Origin of the sequence: Pseudomonas putida, from assembly GCF_050990305.1 — a bacterium.
Taxonomy (GTDB): Bacteria; Pseudomonadota; Gammaproteobacteria; order Pseudomonadales; family Pseudomonadaceae; genus Aquipseudomonas; species Aquipseudomonas putida_AH.
This window is the reverse complement of the sequence record NZ_CP158817.1, coordinates 6302947-6320671: the sequence shown is the minus strand read 5'-3', so window position 1 is coordinate 6320671 and position 17725 is coordinate 6302947. Positions and strand designations below refer to the sequence as shown.

The following is a 17725-nucleotide window of genomic DNA, read 5'->3' as shown; positions in this document are numbered from 1 at the left end:
GCTGGCGATGGCGTCGTAACAATCGATATTGATGCCGCTTGACGCGCCGCTATCGCCAGCAAGCCGGTTCCTACAGGTCAAAATGTTACTCGGTGACGAACTTCGCGCTGACATACGGCGAATAATCCGGCAGCACCGTTTCTACTTTCCCTTGTTCCTTCAAAAATTTCGCCGTCTCGCCAATCGCCTTGGCCGTGCCGCCATCCAGCAGCGCGCGGGTCTGTTGTGCCTTGGCGTCGGGGAATGCGGAGCCGGCCAGTAACTCAGGGACATCGGCGGCGTTGGCACCGGTCAGTTTGGCGATTTTTTGCACCGGTAAGGAGTCCGCCGTCCAGCTGTCCTTATGCGCCGCATAGTCGGCGAACGAGTCCAGGGTGACCTTGGCGAACTTGGCCACCACCTCCGGGTGTTTCTCGGCGTAGTCCTTGCGCGCCACCCAGACTTCGAAGGTCGGCGCACCCCATTGGCCGACCTGCGCCGCATCGGTCAAGGTCTTGCCGGTCTTGCGAATTTCCCCCAGCGCGGGCGACCAGACGAACGCGCCATCAATGTCCCCACGTTTCCACGCCGCCGCAATCTCAGCCGGTTGCAGGTTCACCACTTTGACTTTCGAGGTGTCCAGGCCCCAGTGCTTCAGCGCACCGAGCAGGCTGTAGTGAGACGTGGAAACGAACGGCGTGGCGATGGTCTTGCCGATCAGATCTTGCGGTTTCTCGATGCCACTGCCGTTGCGCACCACCAGTGCTTCGGCGGCATTGATCTGGGCGGAGACGATGAACGCGACGATCGGAAGATTGCGTGAAGCGGCGGCGGCCAGTGGGCTGGAGCCTAGATTGCCGATCTGCACATCACCCGAGGCAATGGCGGTGACCACTTCCGGGCCGCTGTTGAAGCGACGCCAATCGATTTTCTCGCCGATGGTTTTTTCGTAAAGACCATCGGCCTGAGGGACTTTGCTCGGGTCGATGCCGGTCTGGTAGCCAACCGTGAGATTCGCCGCATGGGCGGACAAAGAAATTGCGAGCGATACACAAACTGTAACAATTGACTTGGATAGTGCGCGTCTGGTCGTCATGGCGTTGGCCTTTTCGAAAGGTTTTGTTACGGAATTGCTTCCAAACCTAATCGATCTAAAAAACGACTAATAAATACCATTTAGAAATTAGCTTATGAGCCAGCCGCTCTAGCCTGTGGGAAGGCAAACAGTGAGCGAAATTCCTAAACGGTATGAGAAAAGAATCCATCCTTACTTTTCAGATTTATGAAGAAATCATGACCGGCAGGGACCAAAAAACCGCAGATTAGACTATGGTCGTAGACACATATAGTTACGATTGACTAGTGAGTCACGCTCTGGCGCTAATCGCACATCTTAGGACTCCGGGCAACTGATCCGGGGCCAGGACTACAAGAATTAGAGACGAGAGGAGTTAAACAATGAACAAGTCGACCTTGGCTGTGGCCGTGGCCGTAGGCGTTATGGCGCAGCAGGCAGGCGCCGCGGGTTTCATCGACGACAGCAAGGCGTCTATCAGTTCACGCACCATGTATTACGATTCGGATAAGCGTGAAGGCCCCGGTACCGCAGCCAACCGGCAGCGTGAGACCGCTGAAGGCCTGAAGCTCGATTACCTGTCCGGCTTCACTCAGGGTACTGTCGGCTTCGGTATCGACGCCCAAGCGCTGGTAGGCATCCACCTGGATGGTGGCAAGGGCCATCACCCGGTCGGGAACAGCAACTCGTTCTTCCCTAGCGATGGCAATGAGGCCGCCGACGAGTGGAGTCGTGCAGCTGCCAACGTCAAGGCTCGTTTCTCGAAGACTGAAGCCCACATTGGTGGCGCATTGGCGCCAACCCTGCCAATCCTGATCTCGAACGACAGCCGTCTGCTGCCACAAACCTTCGACGGTGGCACCATCACCTCGAAGGAAATCGACAATGTGACCTTCAACTTGGGTCAGCTGGAACATGCGGCAGGTCGCGCATCCTCCAACAGAACTGGCATGGCCGTAAACGGCGGTACTCAAGACAGCAACCAGTTCCGTTACGCCGGTGCTGACTGGAAGGTCACCAAGGACCTGTTGCTGCAGTACTACTTTGCGAACCTGGAAGACTACTACAAGCAGAACTTCTTCGGCCTGGTGCACGTCTACCCGATCGACAGCAACCAGTCCTTCAAGACCGACCTGCGTTACTTCGACAGCACCTCCGACGGCAAGAACGGCGATCCGGGCTTCCGCTTCAATAACAACAACGGCTTTGCCAAGACCCCGGGCGAGGTCGATAACAAGACCTGGAGCGCCACGTTCACCTACACCCTGGGCGGCAGTGCATTCCTGCTCGGACATCAGCGTGTTAACGATGACGGCGGCTTCGTTTTCCTGAACCAGGGCAGCCTTATCGATAGCAAGGGTCGCCAGGAAGGTGCCGGCGGCGCCAGCTTCTACTCCTTCACCGATGCCACCGTGGGTAGCTTTATCCGTGCCGGTGAAAACACCACGTACGGTCAGTACTCCTATGACTTCGCCTCATTGGGTGTGCCAGGCTTGAAAGCTTCGGCAGCTTACTTGTACGGTCGGGACATCAAGGCCACCAACGGCGTGGGTGATGACCTGAACGAGCGCGAGACCGACCTGCGTGTGGACTACGTGATTCAAACCGGCCTGCTCAAAGGGTTCGGCACCACGCTGCGTCACGGTATGTATCGTGGCAACACCAGTACTCTCGATGAAGACCAAACCCGTCTGATCTTCAACTACACCTACAGCTTCATGTAAGTCGTAGTCGTCAAAAAAGCCTCGTCTTCGCACGAGGCTTTTTTTCGGGTCAGGTTTTATATTCTAAAAAATTTGCTCATGATTATTTTTTATTCTTTTTAGATTTTAGCGTAACCGCCTAAAGTAGCCCCACCTGACTAACAGGCCCCGCATTACCGCGTTCCACATTCACCCTCCGATAACCCCAGCTTAAGGAATCGGTTTTTACGCCGATACCCCATGCCTGCCCGGAGGACTTGTGCCTATCTATATTCCATAGCGATATAAATAAGACAAATCTGATTCTTTTCGGATTTATGTACAGGTATCCTGCGCGGCCCAAATAATGGTGGTCAGACCCGCGTCGTAGAGCGGCGCGGCTGGCACTCATCACGCAAGTCAAGGATCCGGGGCATCAGACCCTGGACCGCATTAAAAGAATTAGAAAACGATAGGAGCGAAACAATGAACAAGTCCACCTTGTCCCTGGCTGTGGCCGTAGGGATTATGGCGCAGCAGGCAAGCGCCGCCGGTTTCATCGAAGACAGCAAGGCCACTTTGGGGCTGCGTAACTTCTACATCAACCAGGACTACCGTGACGGTAGTGCCAAGCCGAACAAAAACGAAGAATGGGGCCAAGGCTTCGACCTGCGTTTCACTTCCGGTTATACCCAAGGCACAGTGGGCTTCGGTATTGATGCGATCGGCCTGTTGGGCGTGAAACTGGATTCGGGTGGCGGCACCAACGGTGCCACGGCGACTTCCTACGGCGGCACTGTTTTCCCAAGCAAGTCCAACGGCGAAGCGGTGGATAACTTCTCCAGCCTGGGTCTGACGGCCAAAGCCAAGATCTCCCAGACCGAACTGAAGCTGGGCACCCTGCAGCCAAAACTGCCGGTGATCGTGACCAACGATGGTCGTCTGTTGCCGCAAACATGGGAAGGCGGTCAGATCACTTCGGGTGATATCAAGGACCTGACACTGACTGGCGGTCAGATCGAACACGTAAAAGGCCGTAACTCCAGCAACAATGAGCAGCTGTCGATCAACGGTGCCTCCCCACGCACGATCAACAGCAACAAGTTCATCTACGCCGGTGGTGATTACAAACTCACCAAGGACCTCACTGCCCAGTACTACTACGGCAACCTGGAAGAATTCTACAAGCAACACTTCCTGGGTCTGGTGCACAACTGGGCAATTGGCCCTGGCGTGTTGAAGTCGGACTTCCGTTATTTCAACAGCACCGACGACGGTGCAAACGGTCACGACCCGCTTTACTTCAGCACCGGCAACTACAGCGGTGTAAAAAACGGTAAAGGCAAAGTCGACAACAACCTGTACAGCGGCCTGTTCCTGTACACCGTTGAAGGTCACACCTTCGGTGGTGGTTACCAGGTCAGTAACGGCAACAGCGACTTCCCGTGGCTGAACCAGGGTGATGGTTCGTCGGCCTACATCATCACTGACTCGCAAATTCAGAAGTTCGCCCGTGCCGGCGAGAAAACCTGGCAAGCACGCTACTCGTTCGATTTCGCCAAGGTTGGCGTACCGGGCCTGACAGCGGCTGCGGTTTACCTGCACGGCGATGATATCGACACCGTCAACGCTGCCGGTCGTCAAGCCGCCAACGGCGCTTCCGAATGGGAACGCGACCTGACCCTGGGCTACGTCGTCCAGTCGGGCGCACTGAAAAACCTCGGCCTGATGTGGAAAAACGCCATGTGGCGCACCGACCTGCCGAACACCCGCTCCCAGGACGAAAACCGCCTGGTCGTCAGCTACTCGATCCCGCTGCTGTAACAACAGCGTGTAGGGGCCTTGTAGGAGCTGTCGAGCGCAGCGAGGCTGCGATCTTTTGATCTTGTTTTTTAAAATCAAAAGATCGCAGCCTTCGGCAGCTCCTACAGACAGCCTCAGTGACTGACGCAAAAAAGCCCCGCCCGGCATCACGCCGGGCGGGGCTTTTGCGCTTTCAAAGCGGAGTCACCCCCGTAATCCCGCCTTGAAATCCCCCTTTTTTACAGCAACTCAAGGCCTTCTCGAACCTCGTTGGCGATGTTCGGCGTGATGGCTGACCACGTCCAGTGAACAGATGTTTAATATTTCTTTTAGATCTAAATAAATCGATATTTATTCTTTTAAGTAGATAAAAAACACAGGCACAGTTGAGCTCAACCAGCACTCACCAGGAGCCGCACCATGAGCATCAGACTGGGCGACATTGCCCCCGATTTCGAACAGGATTCCAGCGCCGGTACCATTCGTTTCCACCAGTGGCTGGGCGATAGCTGGGGCGTGCTGTTTTCCCATCCCGCTGACTTCACACCGGTGTGCACCACCGAGCTGGGCTTGACCGCCAAACTGAAAGACGAATTCGCCAAGCGCGGGGTCAAGGCCATCGCGCTGTCCGTCGACCCGGTGGACTCGCACCACCGATGGATCGAGGACATCAACGAAACCCAGAACACGGTCGTTAACTTCCCGATCCTCGACGATGCCGACCGCAAGGTCTCGGACCTCTACGACCTGATCCATCCCAACGCCAACGACACCCTGACGGTGCGTTCGCTGTTCGTGATCGATCCGAACAAAAAGGTCCGGCTGACCATCACCTACCCGGCCAGTACCGGCCGCAACTTCAATGAAATCCTGCGGGTGATCGATTCGCTGCAACTCACCGACAACCACAAGGTCGCCACCCCGGCTAACTGGCAAGACGGTGATGACGTGGTGATCGTGCCGTCGCTCAAGGATGAAGAGGAAATCAAACAGCGCTTTCCCAAGGGCTATCGCGCCGTCAGGCCCTATCTACGCCTGACCCCACAGCCCAACCGCTGATATCACCCTTCGTAGGAGCCGGCTTGCTGGCGATGGCGGCGTAACAATCGATATTGATGTCGCCTGGCACACCGCGATCGCCAGCAAGCCGGCTCCTACCCGATCTCAATGCAGGGGAATTTCAGGCCGTTTCGACGGCCTTTTTTTATGGCCTGGAAAATGTCTTTCATATATCTCCATATCGAATAACCAAATGAATAAATATGATTTATGGATATATAAATCCCCTGTTAAGGTCACTCCATCGAAGCGAGATCGCAAACCGCGAATCGCCAACACCGTTCAAGGAATCGTCTGAATGTTGGTTGTCTCACTCGGTGGCAGTCCCAGCCAACGCTCCCGTTCCGGGGTGCTGCTGGAGCGCTCCAAAGGTTGGTTGCAAGGGCAGGGCGTGGAGGTGGTGAGTTACCAGGTACGGGACTTCCCGGCCGAAGACTTGCTGCATGCGCGCTTCGACAGCCCGAAGGTGATCGACCTGCTGCAACAGATTGAAAACGCCGATGGCTTGCTGATCGCCACGCCGGTGTACAAGGCCTCTTTTTCCGGTGCGCTGAAAACCGTGCTGGACCTGCTGCCCGAACGCGCCCTGAGCCACAAGGTGGTGCTGCCGATGGCGACGGGAGGCAGCATCGCTCACATGCTGGCGGTGGATTACGCGCTCAAACCGGTCCTGTCGGCGCTCAAGGCGCAGGAACTGCTGCAGGGGATTTTTGCGGTCGACAGCCAGATCGCTTACGGCGAAGGCAGCGCTCAGGCGCAACTGGCGCCGGAGCTTGAGCAACGACTGACTGAATCGCTGGAGCTGTTTTTCAGCGCCATGGCGCGACGGCCCAAACCGCTCGATCCGAACCTGTTGAATGACCGTTTGTTGAGTGCTCGCTGGAGCATTTAAGCGCTACCCGAAACAAGTCCTATCCGAAATTTGAAGTACTGGCCTTACTCGCCCGCCAACGGGCAAGCAGGTGCAGCCACAACCCAACTGCAAAAAGGAGAGCGCCATGCGCCCTGTCATTTTGCGTCGTGGTCTGGTCGCTCTGTTTGCTGCGGCTGTTACCTTCGGCGCCATTACTCAAGCTCAGGCCGAGACTCTGCGAATCGGCTATCAGAAATACGGCACCCTGGTGCTGCTCAAAGCCAAAAGCACCCTGGAAAAACGCCTCGCCGCCCAAGGCGTGGACGTGCAATGGACTGAGTTCCCCGGCGGCCCGCAGCTGCTCGAAGGCTTGAACGTCGGCTCCATCGACTTCGGCGTGACCGGCGAAACACCACCGGTATTTGCTCAAGCCGCGGGCGCCGATCTGCTCTACGTTGCTTACGAACCGCCAGCACCCCACAGCGAAGCGATCCTGGTGCCGAAAGACTCGCCGATCAAATCGGTGGCCGAACTCAAGGGCAAGAAAGTCGCCCTGAACAAAGGCTCCAACGTGCACTACCTGCTGGTGCGCGCACTGCAAGACGCCGGGCTCAAGTACACCGATATCCAGACCGTCTTCCTGCCTCCGGCCGATGCCCGCGCCGCGTTCGAGCGTGGCAGCGTCGACGCTTGGGTCATCTGGGACCCGTACCAGGCTGCCGCTGAACAGCAACTGCAAGCGCGCACCCTGCGCGATGGCCAGGGCATCGTCGACAACCATCAGTTCTACCTGGCGACCAAGCCTTACGCACAAAAGAACCCAGAGGTGATCAAGACCCTGGTGGAAGAAGTGCGCGCGGTCGGTGAATGGTCCAAGGCCAATCCGCAAGACGTGACCCAACAGGTCTCGCCACTGCTCGGCCTGCCGGCGGACATCACCCTGACCTCGGTGAAACGCCAAGGCTACGGCGCGCTGTTCCTTACGCCTGAGGTGGTCGCCGCGCAGCAAAAAATCGCTGACAGCTTCTACCAGCTCAAGCTGATTCCCAAGCCGCTGAGCATCAAAGACGTGATCTGGACGCCACCGGCGGCCGTTGCCAAAGCTCAATAACCAAGAGCTCAAAAACCAAAGCCACATCAATAGATTCCCCAAGGAGACCACTCCATGAGCCTCAATATCTTCTGGTTCCTGCCTACCCACGGCGACGGCCATTACCTTGGCACCGCCGAAGGCGCCCGTGCCGTCGACCACGGCTACCTGCAGCAAGTCGCGCAAGCGGCGGATCGCCTGGGTTTTGGCGGGGTGTTGATCCCGACCGGTCGCTCCTGCGAAGACTCGTGGCTGGTGGCAGCGTCGCTGATTCCGGTGACCCAGCGTTTGAAATTCCTTGTCGCCCTGCGCCCCGGGATCATTTCCCCGACGGTGGCGGCGCGTCAGGCTGCCACCCTGGATCGTTTGTCCGGTGGGCGGGCGCTGTTCAACCTGGTGACGGGAGGCGATCCGGAAGAGTTGGAGGGCGACGGTCTGTTCCTGAGCCACGAAGAGCGTTATCAGGCTTCGGTCGAGTTCACCCGCATCTGGCGTCGAGTGCTGGAAGGCGAGACCGTCGATTACGACGGTCAGCACATCAGCGTGAAAGGCGCCAAGCTGCTCTACCCGCCGATCCAGCAACCACGTCCACCGCTGTACTTCGGCGGCTCGTCGGAAGCGGCGCAGGACCTGGCGGCCGAGCAGGTGGAAATGGTCCTGACCTGGGGCGAGCCACCGGCCGCCGTCGCCGAGAAGATCGAGCAGGTGCGCGCCAAAGCCGCCAAGCTGGGGCGCACCGTGCGCTTCGGTATTCGTCTGCATGTGATCGTGCGCGAAACCAACGCCGAAGCCTGGCAAGCGGCGGATCGCCTGATCTCGCACCTGGACGACGACACCATCGCTCGGGCCCAGGCTTCCCTGGCGCGTTTCGATTCAGTGGGTCAGCAACGCATGGCAGCGCTGCACGGTGGCAGTCGCGACAATCTGGAAGTCAGCCCCAACTTGTGGGCCGGTGTCGGCCTGGTGCGCGGCGGTGCCGGCACGGCGCTGGTGGGCGATGGTCCGACCGTGGCCGCCCGCGTGAAGGAATACGCGGACCTGGGCATCGACACCTTCATCTTCTCCGGTTATCCACACCTGGAAGAGTCGTATCGGGTTGCCGAACTGTTGTTCCCGCACCTGGATATCGAGCGTCCGGAGCTGCCGAAAAGCGCCGGTTACGTCAGCCCGTTCGGCGAGATGGTGGCCAACGATATTCTTCCCAAAGCCGCGTCCCAGAGCTGAGGCGCCGCCATGAAGAAAATCATCCACAGCCTCGCGCCCTGGGCGTTGCCGGTGTTGCTGTTGGCGGTGTGGCAGTTGTCGGTGTCGGCGGGCTGGTTGTCGACGCGGATTCTGCCGGCGCCCATCGCCGTGATCGAAGCCGGCGTGAGCCTGGTACGCAGCGGCGAAATCTGGACGCACCTGGCCATCAGTGGCTGGCGCGCCGCGCTGGGCTTCGCCATCGGCGGCAGTATCGGTCTGACCCTGGGCTTCATCACCGGCCTGTCGAAATGGGGCGAGCGCCTGCTCGACAGCTCGGTGCAGATGATCCGTAACGTGCCGCACCTGGCGCTGATTCCTCTGGTGATCTTGTGGTTCGGCATCGACGAGTCGGCGAAGATTTTCCTGGTGGCGCTGGGCACCTTGTTCCCGATCTACCTCAACACCTATCACGGCATCCGCAACGTCGACCCGGCGCTGGTGGAAATGTCCCGCAGCTACGGTTTGTCCGGTTTCAGCCTGTTCCGCCAAGTGATTCTGCCGGGCGCGCTGCCTTCGATTCTGGTCGGCGTGCGCTTCGCCCTGGGTTTTATGTGGTTGACCCTGATCGTCGCCGAAACCATTTCCGCGAGTTCCGGCATCGGCTACTTGGCGATGAACGCCCGTGAGTTCCTGCAGACCGACGTGGTGGTGCTGGCGATTCTGATGTACGCGGTGCTCGGCAAACTGGCCGACCTTGCGGCCCGTGGACTTGAACGTGTTTGGCTGCGGTGGCATCCGGCTTATCAAGTGGCCAAGGGAGGTGCCGCATGACGGCTCAACAACCTCCACGCCTGCTACGCGGGATTCCGCTGGCGGTGCGCAAGCTGCAAAAAACCTTTGGCGCGCGGCAGGTGCTGCGTGAGATCGACCTGCACATTCCGGCGGGTCAGTTCGTCGCGGTGGTCGGTCGCAGTGGCTGCGGCAAAAGCACCTTGCTGCGCTTGCTGGCCGGGCTCGACCAGCCCACGGGCGGTCAGTTGCTGGCCGGTTCCGCGGCACTGAGCGAGGCACGGGAAGACACGCGACTGATGTTTCAGGAGGCGCGTTTGCTGCCATGGAAAAAGATCATCGACAACGTGGGCCTGGGGCTCAAGGGCGACTGGCGGCCACAGGCACTTCAAGCCCTGGAAGCCGTCGGCCTGGCGGATCGCGCCAACGAGTGGCCGGCAGCGCTGTCCGGTGGGCAGAAGCAACGCGTGGCGCTGGCTCGCGCATTGATCCATCAACCGCGCCTGCTGTTGCTCGACGAACCTTTGGGCGCGCTGGATGCGCTGACCCGCATCGAAATGCAGCAACTGATCGAACGGCTCTGGCAGCAGCACGGCTTTACGGTGTTGCTGGTGACCCACGACGTCAGTGAAGCGGTGGCGATTGCCGATCGGGTGATCCTGATCGAAGACGGTGAAGTCGGCCTCGACCTGCACGTGGAACTGCCGCGCCCTCGGGTTCGTGGCTCCCATCGGCTGGCGGCGCTGGAAACCGAAGTCCTCAACCGCGTGCTATCGCTTCCCGGCCAACCGCCGGAACCGGAACCCGTTTCACCCTTGCCTACGCAGTTGCGTTGGGCGCAATAACTCCAGCCTTATCCAACGACAGGAATCAACATCATGACTATCAAAGCCATCAACGTACGCAACCAGTTCAAAGGCTCCATCAAGGAAATCGTCCTGGGCGACGTACTGTCGGAAATCGACGTGCAAACCGCTTCCGGCATCGTCACCTCGGTGATCACGACTCGCTCGGTGAAAGAGCTGGAACTGGCGGTGGGCAGCGAAGTGATCGCCTTCGTGAAATCCACCGAGGTGTCGATCGCCAAGTTGTAAGGTCGTGCGTAAACGACAACCCCGAAGGGTTTGAGCCCTTCGGGGTTTTTTTATGAAGATCAAAAGATCGCAGCCTTCGGCAGCTCCTACAAAGGAGTGCGCGCTTCTGTAGGAGCTGCCGAAGGCTGCGATCTTTTAAAGTGCGCTGCGCTTTGGCAGGTAAGGCGGCAAATAAAGCCCCAGATACGCATCAAACACCCGCATCCCTTCCTCGGCCATGCGCGGGGTGATCTGCCCATGTTGCTGCACCGAGCGCGCATACACCCGATCTCCCAGCTCCATGGCCAGGGCAAACACATCGACGTCGTCCGGCAACTTGGGCAGTTCGAAGTGGTGATCGAACAGTTTGTGCATCAAGTCGCCCAGTTCAATGTCGTGCTGGCGGTCGGCCTGGGTGACTTCGGTCAGGCCATGTTGTGCGAGGATCAGTTGGCGGGCGGCGGCGTCTTCGCCATAGATCGCCAGCATGCGCTGTTCCACCAGGCGCGAGAGGTCGCGCCAGCTGTTGAGTGCTTCATGGTCGATGGGCGCTTGCAAGCAGGCACGGAAGGCGGCGTGGACGTCGGCGGTCAAGGCTTCAAGCAGGGCCGGTACGCTGGCGAAAAAATGGTAGACGGAGGAGGGTGGGATGTCCGCGCGTTCGGCGACACTGTAGATCGACAGACTGGCCACGCCCTCGGTCGCCAGCAGCGTACGCGCCGCATCGAGTATCGAGTCGATCCGGGCCTGGCTGGCTGCGCGGGGTTTGCGGGGGCTGGCGGTGCGCGTCATGGGAGTCTCCTGCGGGGCAGGGGGCATTGTACGAGCAGGGTTCGATGTTGTCTGCCAAGACGCCATCGCTGGCAAGCCAGCTCCCACAGGTTTCGTGTCGTGCTCGGTTCTCTCGTCCACCATAGATCCCTGTGGGAGCTGGCTTGCCAGCGAACCGCCGCAGGCGGCCATAAAAAAACGCCGCAGGCTGTGAGGCCGGCGGCGTTCTTTTTACTGCAACCGCTTAAACGGTATGCAGATACCAGTTGTACTCGAGGTCGGAGATGGAGTGTTCGAACTCCTCCAACTCGCTCTCTTTGCACGCGACGAAGATATCGATGTATTTCGGATCGATGTACTTGGCCATGACTTCGCTGTCGTCCAGCTCACGCAATGCATCGCGCAGGTTGTTCGGCAGGCTTTGCTCGTTCTGCTCGTAGCTGTTGCCTTCCACCGGAGCGCCCGGTTCGATCTTGTTGACCAAGCCATGGTGCACACCAGCCAGGACCGAAGCCATCAGCAGGTACGGGTTGGCATCGGCGCCGGCCACACGGTGTTCCAGACGTACTGCGTCGGCGGAGCCGGTCGGTACGCGCAGGGCTACGGTGCGGTTGTCCAGGCCCCAGCTCGGCGAGTTCGGCACGTAGAACTGTGCACCGAAACGACGGTAGGAGTTAACGTTCGGGCAGAGGAAAGCCATCTGTGCCGGTAGGGTCTCGAGCACACCGCCGATCGCGTGACGCAGCGCGGCGTTCTGCTCGGGATCCTCGCTGGCAAAAATATTCTTGCCGTCTTTGTCGAGCACCGAGATGTGGACGTGCAGACCGTTACCCGCCTGGCCTGGGTAAGGCTTGGCCATGAAGGTGGTGTCCATTTCATGGTCGTAGGCGATGTTCTTGATCAGACGCTTGAGCAGAACCGCATAGTCGCAGGCCTTGATCGGATCGGCCACGTGGTGCAGGTTCACTTCGAACTGCGCCGGGGCGCTTTCCTTGACGATGGCGTCGGCCGGGATGCCTTGCTCTTTGGCGCCTTCCAGAATGTCCTGGAGGCAGTCGACGTATTCGTCGAGATCGTCGATCAGGTAGACCTGAGTCGAGTGCGGGCGTTTACCGGATATCGGCGAGCGCGGCGGTTGCGGACGACCGTTCACGTTCTCCTGGTCGATCAGGTAGAACTCCAGTTCGAACGCGGCGCAGATGGTCAGGCCCAGCTCGTCGAACTTGGTCACGACTTGTCGCAGAACTTCGCGCGGGTCGGCGAAGAAAGGATCACCTTCGAGTTCGTGCATGGTCATCAGCAGTTGCGCGGTTGGGCGCTTCTGCCATGGCTCGTTGCACAGGGTATCGGGGATTGGATAGCAGATTCGGTCAGCATCACCGATGTCCAGGCCCAGGCCGGTGCTTTCCACCGTCGAACCATTGATATCCAGAGCAAATAGAGAGGCCGGCAGGTTGATGCCTTTCTCGTAAACCTTGTGGAGGCTGGTGCGTTCGATGCGCTTGCCGCGCACCACACCATTCATATCCGCAATCAGAAGGTCAACGTACAGAACCTCAGGATGTTCCTTAAGGAACGCGTTCGCTTCGTTAAGCTGAACGGCACGCGGGGGTACCGACATGATGCAACACCTTTGTTGTTAAAAATATCAATCATTGATCTTTTCAGGTTTCAGTCAACCCGAACGGCCTGCCGAAGTCAAGCGAGGCCTTTTGTGCCCTAAAAAAGCGCCGTGAAGGCTTTTATGGGGCAGTTTGGGGCGTTTTTATGTCCTTGGAGGACGCAGCACCCGCGGGCTTGAGCAGGCCGTGTTGTATTTTTTACGGGGGTGTTGTGTAAAAAAATGAACAAGGCTAAGCTCGAATCAAACCCATAACAGCAATAATACCGGGGTGCTTCATGTCTCGCCTGCCGATAATCGGCGTCACCGTCTGCTCTAGGCAGGACGGCCTGCATGCTTGTCACATCAGTGGCGACATTGACGCCAGCGCCGCAGCTCCAAAGGCTTCCGGCCTGTCGGTGACCCATGCTTTCCTGGCAGATCGCGCCTCCCCGTCCGTTATTCTGGACGGCATCGATGGCACACCCATTACGGTTACTCCATTCAATATAGAACCGATTCACAATAGTGGCTCAGCCATCGTGCAGAGTACCGCTCGCGATTCTGCACGCCCGGCGTTTAACAAGGTGTCCGCAAAGCTCGATAGTCTGTCGTAGACATGCATTACAACGCGACGCCGATGCGTCAAACACCGCCTGAGGCGCAAGCGTCAGGAAACTCAAAGCCTAGAGGCATTTATGAGTAACAACCTCGACCAGCTCACCGATTGGCTGAAAAGCCACAAGATCACAGAAGTCGAATGCATGATCGCCGACTTGACCGGGATTACCCGGGGCAAGATTTCGCCGACCAACAAATTCATCGCTGAAAAAGGCATGCGTCTGCCAGAAAGCGTGCTGTTGCAGACTGTGACCGGCGATTACGTCGAAGACGACATCTATTACGAACTGCTCGACCCGGCCGATATCGACATGATCTGCCGTCCCGACCAGAGCGCGGTGTACCTGGTGCCGTGGGCCATCGAGCCGACCGCCATCGTCATCCACGATTCCTACGACAAGCAGGGCAACCCGATCGAGTTGTCGCCGCGCAACGTCCTCAAGAAAGTCCTGAAACTCTATGCCGACAAGGGCTGGCAGCCGATCGTGGCGCCGGAAATGGAGTTCTACCTGACCAAGCGCAGTGACGACCCTGACTATCCGCTGCAACCACCGATCGGCCGCTCTGGCCGCCCGGAAATCGGTCGTCAGTCGTTCTCCATCGAAGCGGCGAACGAATTCGATCCGTTGTTCGAAGACGTCTACGACTGGTGCGAATTGCAGGAGCTGGACCTCGACACGCTGATCCACGAGGACGGCACCGCACAGATGGAAATCAACTTCCGTCACGGCGACGCCCTGTCCCTGGCCGACCAGATCCTGGTGTTCAAGCGCACCATGCGCGAAGCCGCGCTCAAGCACGACGTGGCCGCGACCTTCATGGCCAAGCCGATGACCGGCGAGCCCGGCAGTGCCATGCACTTGCACCAGAGCATCATCGACATCGAGACCGGCAAGAACATCTTCTCCAATGAAGACGGGACCATGAGCCAGCTGTTTTTGCAGCACATCGGTGGCCTGCAGAAACTGATTCCCGAGTTGTTGCCGCTGTTCGCCCCGAACGTGAACTCGTTTCGTCGCTTCCTGCCGGACACCTCGGCGCCAGTGAACGTGGAGTGGGGCGAAGAAAACCGCACCGTGGGCCTGCGGGTTCCGGATGCCGGCCCGCAAAACCGCCGGGTGGAAAACCGCCTGCCGGGCGCCGATGCCAACCCGTACCTGGCGATTGCCGCGAGTCTGCTGTGCGGTTACATCGGCATGGTCGAAGGCCTGAACCCGAGTGCACCGGTCGTGGGTCGAGGCTATGAACGCCGCAACCTGCGCCTGCCGCTGACCATCGAAGATGCGCTGGATCGCATGGAAAACAGCGCAACCATCGAGAAGTACCTGGGCAAAAATTTCATCACTGGCTACGTCGCGGTCAAGCGAGCCGAGCATGAAAACTTCAAGCGCGTCATCAGTTCGTGGGAACGGGAGTTCCTGCTATTCGCCGTCTGATGCGCCGGGCGCCGTCGATATTGTGCGGCGCTTTCACCTGATTTCCGAGGAGGTTCGTAATGACCAGCAACAACCCACAAACCCGTGAATGGCAAACCCTGAGCAACGATCACCACCTGGCCCCGTTCAGCGACTTCAAACAGCTGAAAGAGAAAGGCCCGCGGATCATCACCAACGCCAAGGGCGTTTACCTGTGGGACAGCGAGGGCAACCAGATCCTCGACGGCATGGCCGGTCTGTGGTGTGTAGCGATTGGCTACGGTCGTGATGAACTGGCTGATGCTGCCAGCAAGCAAATGCGTGAACTGCCGTACTACAACCTGTTCTTCCAGACCGCTCACCCACCGGTGCTGGAACTGGCCAAGGCCATCGCCGACATCGCACCGGCGGGCATGAACCATGTGTTCTTCACCGGTTCCGGTTCCGAAGGCAACGACACCATGCTGCGTATGGTTCGCCACTACTGGGCGATCAAGGGCCAGCCGAACAAGAAAGTCATCATCAGCCGCAAGAACGGCTATCACGGTTCGACCGTGGCCGGCGCGAGCCTGGGTGGCATGACCTACATGCACGAACAGGGCGACTTGCCGATCCCGGGCATCGTCCACATTGCCCAGCCGTACTGGTTCGCCGAAGGCGGCGACATGACCCCGGAAGAGTTCGGTATCTGGGCTGCCAATCAGTTGGAAGAGAAGATTCTGGAAGTCGGTGTCGAAAACGTCGGCGCCTTTATTGCCGAGCCGATCCAGGGCGCCGGCGGCGTGATCATTCCGCCAGACACCTACTGGCCGCGCATCAAGGAAATCCTTGCCAAGTACGACATCCTGTTCGTGGCTGACGAAGTGATTTGCGGTTTCGGTCGTACCGGTGAGTGGTTCGGTACTGATTTCTACGACCTCAAGCCCGACATGATGACCATCGCCAAAGGCCTGACCTCCGGTTACATCCCGATGGGTGGCCTGATCGTGCGTGACGAGGTGGTGGCCGTGCTGAACGAGGGCGGCGACTTCAACCACGGTTTCACCTATTCCGGTCACCCGGTGGCGGCGGCTGTGGGCCTGGAAAACATCCGTATCCTGCGCGACGAGAAAATTGTCGAGCGCGTGAAGTCGGAAACGGCACCGTATTTGCAGAAACGTCTGCGCGAGCTGAACGATCACCCATTGGTGGGCGAAGTGCGTGGTGTGGGTCTGTTGGGGGCCATCGAACTGGTTCAGGACAAGGCCACGCGCAAGCGCTATGAAGGCAAGGGCGTGGGCATGATCTGCCGGCAGTTCTGCTTCGATAACGGGCTGATCATGCGCGCTGTGGGGGACACCATGATCATTGCTCCACCGCTGGTGATCAGCAAAGAGGAAATCGATGAGCTGGTGGCCAAGGCGCGCAAGTGCCTGGACCTGACCCTCAGTGCATTGAAGGGCTAAGTGCTAGGCTCTGAGCGGGAGACATGAAACTTTCGCTCAGCGTCGCCATAAAGGGCGGCCTTTCCTTGAAAGACCGCCTCGGATCTTGCCAGACTAGCCGCGGTTCCAGTTGACCGGGCTCGGCCGCTGAACAATGTGGTTCAAAAAAGAAAAATTTGGAGCATTACGCATGAAGGCATTAGGTAAAAAGCTTGCTGGCAAGACCCTCCTCGCCATGTCCCTGATGGGCATTATGGCGGGTGCGGTTCAGGCGGATGACAAGGTGCTGCACGTTTACAACTGGTCCGACTACATCGCTCCGGACACCATCAAGAAGTTTGAAGACGAGTCCGGCATCAAAGTGGTCTACGACGTCTTCGACAGTAACGAAACCCTGGAAGCCAAGTTGCTGGCAGGCAAGTCCGGCTACGACATCGTCGTGCCGTCGAACAACTTCCTGGCCAAGCAGATCAAGGCCGGCGTTTACCAGAAGTTGGACAAGTCCAAGCTGCCTAACTGGAAAAACCTGAACACTGACCTGCTCAAGGCCGTATCGGTCAGCGACCCGGGCAACGAACACGCTTTCCCTTACATGTGGGGCTCGATCGGCATCGGCTACAACGCCGAGAAGGTCAAGGCTGCACTGGGCGCCGATGCTCCAGTCGATTCCTGGGACCTGATCTTCAAGCCTGAAAACGCTGCCAAGCTGAAATCCTGCGGCATCAGCCTGCTGGACTCGCCAACCGAGATGATTCCGGTGGCATTGCACTACCTGGGCCTGCCGACCGACACCCAGAAGCAGGAAGACATCAAGAAAGCCCAGGACCTGATCATGAAGGTCCGTCCTTCGATCGCTTACTTCCACTCGTCCAAGTACATCTCCGACCTTGCCAACGGCAACATCTGCGTGGCCGTGGGTTACTCGGGTGACGTGTACCAGGCCAAGTCCCGCGCGGCTGAAGCCGGTGACAAGGTGAAAGTCAGCTACAACATTCCGAAAGAAGGTGCCGGCAGCTTCTACGACATGGTCGCCATCCCTAAAGATGCCGAAAACGTCGAAGGCGCCTACAAGTTCATGACCTTCCTGCAGAAACCGGAAATCATGGCTGAAATCACCAACGCCGTGCGTTTCCCGAACGGTAACGCTGCGGCAACGCCACTGGTGGACAAAGACATCACCAGCGACCCAGGCGTTTATCCACCAGCTGATGTACTGGCCAAGCTGTACGCAATTGCCGACTTGCCGGCTGCGACCCAGCGGATCATGACTCGCACCTGGACCACCATTAAGTCTGGTAAGTAATAA

Annotated in this window: 16 protein-coding genes; 13 read left to right on the top strand and 3 right to left on the bottom strand. The window is 58.5% G+C overall.

Going from position 1 to position 17725, the window contains the following annotated elements; all coding sequences use genetic code 11:
* Positions 1 to 85: 85 nt before the first annotated feature.
* Positions 86 to 1075, bottom strand: coding sequence for a taurine ABC transporter substrate-binding protein (tauA, locus tag ABTV22_RS28770; protein WP_433737724.1), 990 nt, complete (start codon positions 1073 to 1075; stop codon positions 86 to 88).
* 362 nt (positions 1076 to 1437) lie between these two features.
* Between tauA and ABTV22_RS28765 the strand changes: the two genes are divergently transcribed.
* The 9 genes from ABTV22_RS28765 to ABTV22_RS28725 all read left to right on the top strand — a co-directional run bounded on the left by ABTV22_RS28765 (position 1438) and on the right by ABTV22_RS28725 (position 10609).
* Complete coding sequence (locus tag ABTV22_RS28765; protein ID WP_433737723.1) at positions 1438 to 2778, top strand: OprD family outer membrane porin; 1341 nt, start codon at positions 1438 to 1440, stop codon at positions 2776 to 2778.
* A gap of 444 nt (positions 2779 to 3222) precedes the next feature.
* A complete protein-coding gene (locus ABTV22_RS28760) occupies positions 3223 to 4560 on the top strand; it encodes an OprD family porin (RefSeq protein ID WP_433737722.1) in 1338 nt (445 codons plus the stop codon).
* A gap of 399 nt (positions 4561 to 4959) precedes the next feature.
* Positions 4960 to 5598, top strand: a complete 639-nt coding sequence (locus ABTV22_RS28755) for a peroxiredoxin (RefSeq protein ID WP_433737721.1) — start codon at positions 4960 to 4962, stop codon at positions 5596 to 5598.
* Positions 5599 to 5896: 298 nt separating this feature from the next.
* The gene (gene ssuE / locus ABTV22_RS28750; RefSeq protein ID WP_433737720.1) at positions 5897 to 6490 is read left to right on the top strand and encodes an NADPH-dependent FMN reductase; all 594 of its coding nucleotides are present in this window, start codon (positions 5897 to 5899) and stop codon (positions 6488 to 6490) included.
* Between the two features lie 106 nt (positions 6491 to 6596).
* Positions 6597 to 7562: a sulfonate ABC transporter substrate-binding protein gene (locus ABTV22_RS28745; protein WP_433737719.1), complete on the top strand. Its 966-nt coding sequence runs from the start codon at positions 6597 to 6599 to the stop codon at positions 7560 to 7562.
* Between the two features lie 54 nt (positions 7563 to 7616).
* Positions 7617 to 8765: an FMNH2-dependent alkanesulfonate monooxygenase gene (gene ssuD / locus ABTV22_RS28740; RefSeq protein WP_433737718.1), complete on the top strand. Its 1149-nt coding sequence runs from the start codon at positions 7617 to 7619 to the stop codon at positions 8763 to 8765.
* Positions 8766 to 8774: 9 nt separating this feature from the next.
* The gene (gene ssuC / locus ABTV22_RS28735; protein ID WP_433737716.1) at positions 8775 to 9557 is read left to right on the top strand and encodes an aliphatic sulfonate ABC transporter permease SsuC; all 783 of its coding nucleotides are present in this window, start codon (positions 8775 to 8777) and stop codon (positions 9555 to 9557) included.
* Positions 9554 to 10360, top strand: a complete 807-nt coding sequence (gene ssuB / locus ABTV22_RS28730) for an aliphatic sulfonates ABC transporter ATP-binding protein (RefSeq protein ID WP_433737715.1) — start codon at positions 9554 to 9556, stop codon at positions 10358 to 10360. The genes ssuC and ssuB overlap by 4 nt, the downstream gene beginning before the upstream one ends.
* A gap of 33 nt (positions 10361 to 10393) precedes the next feature.
* Positions 10394 to 10609: a TOBE domain-containing protein gene (locus ABTV22_RS28725; protein WP_007967989.1), complete on the top strand. Its 216-nt coding sequence runs from the start codon at positions 10394 to 10396 to the stop codon at positions 10607 to 10609.
* A 135-nt stretch (positions 10610 to 10744) separates the two neighbouring features.
* On the opposite strand, the gene ABTV22_RS28720 is transcribed toward ABTV22_RS28725, so the two are convergent.
* Positions 10745 to 11380, bottom strand: coding sequence for a TetR/AcrR family transcriptional regulator (locus ABTV22_RS28720; protein WP_433737714.1), 636 nt, complete (start codon positions 11378 to 11380; stop codon positions 10745 to 10747).
* Positions 11381 to 11603: 223 nt separating this feature from the next.
* Positions 11604 to 12980, bottom strand: coding sequence for a glutamine synthetase family protein (locus tag ABTV22_RS28715; protein WP_433737712.1), 1377 nt, complete (start codon positions 12978 to 12980; stop codon positions 11604 to 11606).
* 278 nt (positions 12981 to 13258) lie between these two features.
* On the opposite strand from ABTV22_RS28715, the gene ABTV22_RS28710 reads away from it, so the two are divergent.
* The 4 genes from ABTV22_RS28710 to ABTV22_RS28695 all read left to right on the top strand — a co-directional run bounded on the left by ABTV22_RS28710 (position 13259) and on the right by ABTV22_RS28695 (position 17722).
* Positions 13259 to 13576, top strand: coding sequence for a hypothetical protein (locus tag ABTV22_RS28710; RefSeq protein ID WP_433737711.1), 318 nt, complete (start codon positions 13259 to 13261; stop codon positions 13574 to 13576).
* Positions 13577 to 13657: 81 nt separating this feature from the next.
* Entirely contained in the window at positions 13658 to 15016 is a 1359-nt protein-coding gene (locus tag ABTV22_RS28705; RefSeq protein ID WP_433737710.1) for a glutamine synthetase family protein, read from the top strand.
* Positions 15017 to 15075: 59 nt separating this feature from the next.
* A complete protein-coding gene (locus ABTV22_RS28700) occupies positions 15076 to 16440 on the top strand; it encodes an aspartate aminotransferase family protein (protein WP_433737709.1) in 1365 nt (454 codons plus the stop codon).
* 169 nt (positions 16441 to 16609) lie between these two features.
* Positions 16610 to 17722: a polyamine ABC transporter substrate-binding protein gene (locus ABTV22_RS28695; protein ID WP_433737708.1), complete on the top strand. Its 1113-nt coding sequence runs from the start codon at positions 16610 to 16612 to the stop codon at positions 17720 to 17722.
* The last annotated feature ends 3 nt before the right edge of the window (positions 17723 to 17725 follow it).

Excerpts from the sequence above, each read along its gene's own strand:
- tauA (WP_433737724.1), bottom strand. The coding sequence starts at position 1,075 with ATGACGACCAGACGCGCACTATCCAAGTCAATTGTTACAGTTTGTGTA.
- ssuE (WP_433737720.1), top strand. The coding sequence starts at position 5,897 with ATGTTGGTTGTCTCACTCGGTGGCAGTCCCAGCCAACGCTCCCGTTCC.
- ABTV22_RS28710 (WP_433737711.1), top strand. The coding sequence starts at position 13,259 with ATGTCTCGCCTGCCGATAATCGGCGTCACCGTCTGCTCTAGGCAGGAC.
- ABTV22_RS28760 (WP_433737722.1), top strand. The coding sequence starts at position 3,223 with ATGAACAAGTCCACCTTGTCCCTGGCTGTGGCCGTAGGGATTATGGCG.
- ABTV22_RS28755 (WP_433737721.1), top strand. The coding sequence starts at position 4,960 with ATGAGCATCAGACTGGGCGACATTGCCCCCGATTTCGAACAGGATTCC.
- ABTV22_RS28765 (WP_433737723.1), top strand. The coding sequence starts at position 1,438 with ATGAACAAGTCGACCTTGGCTGTGGCCGTGGCCGTAGGCGTTATGGCG.
- ABTV22_RS28725 (WP_007967989.1), top strand. The coding sequence starts at position 10,394 with ATGACTATCAAAGCCATCAACGTACGCAACCAGTTCAAAGGCTCCATC.
- ssuD (WP_433737718.1), top strand. The coding sequence starts at position 7,617 with ATGAGCCTCAATATCTTCTGGTTCCTGCCTACCCACGGCGACGGCCAT.
- ABTV22_RS28745 (WP_433737719.1), top strand. The coding sequence starts at position 6,597 with ATGCGCCCTGTCATTTTGCGTCGTGGTCTGGTCGCTCTGTTTGCTGCG.
- ssuC (WP_433737716.1), top strand. The coding sequence starts at position 8,775 with ATGAAGAAAATCATCCACAGCCTCGCGCCCTGGGCGTTGCCGGTGTTG.
- ABTV22_RS28705 (WP_433737710.1), top strand. The coding sequence starts at position 13,658 with ATGAGTAACAACCTCGACCAGCTCACCGATTGGCTGAAAAGCCACAAG.
- ABTV22_RS28720 (WP_433737714.1), bottom strand. The coding sequence starts at position 11,380 with ATGACGCGCACCGCCAGCCCCCGCAAACCCCGCGCAGCCAGCCAGGCC.
- ABTV22_RS28700 (WP_433737709.1), top strand. The coding sequence starts at position 15,076 with ATGACCAGCAACAACCCACAAACCCGTGAATGGCAAACCCTGAGCAAC.
- ABTV22_RS28695 (WP_433737708.1), top strand. The coding sequence starts at position 16,610 with ATGAAGGCATTAGGTAAAAAGCTTGCTGGCAAGACCCTCCTCGCCATG.
- ABTV22_RS28715 (WP_433737712.1), bottom strand. The coding sequence starts at position 12,980 with ATGTCGGTACCCCCGCGTGCCGTTCAGCTTAACGAAGCGAACGCGTTC.
- ssuB (WP_433737715.1), top strand. The coding sequence starts at position 9,554 with ATGACGGCTCAACAACCTCCACGCCTGCTACGCGGGATTCCGCTGGCG.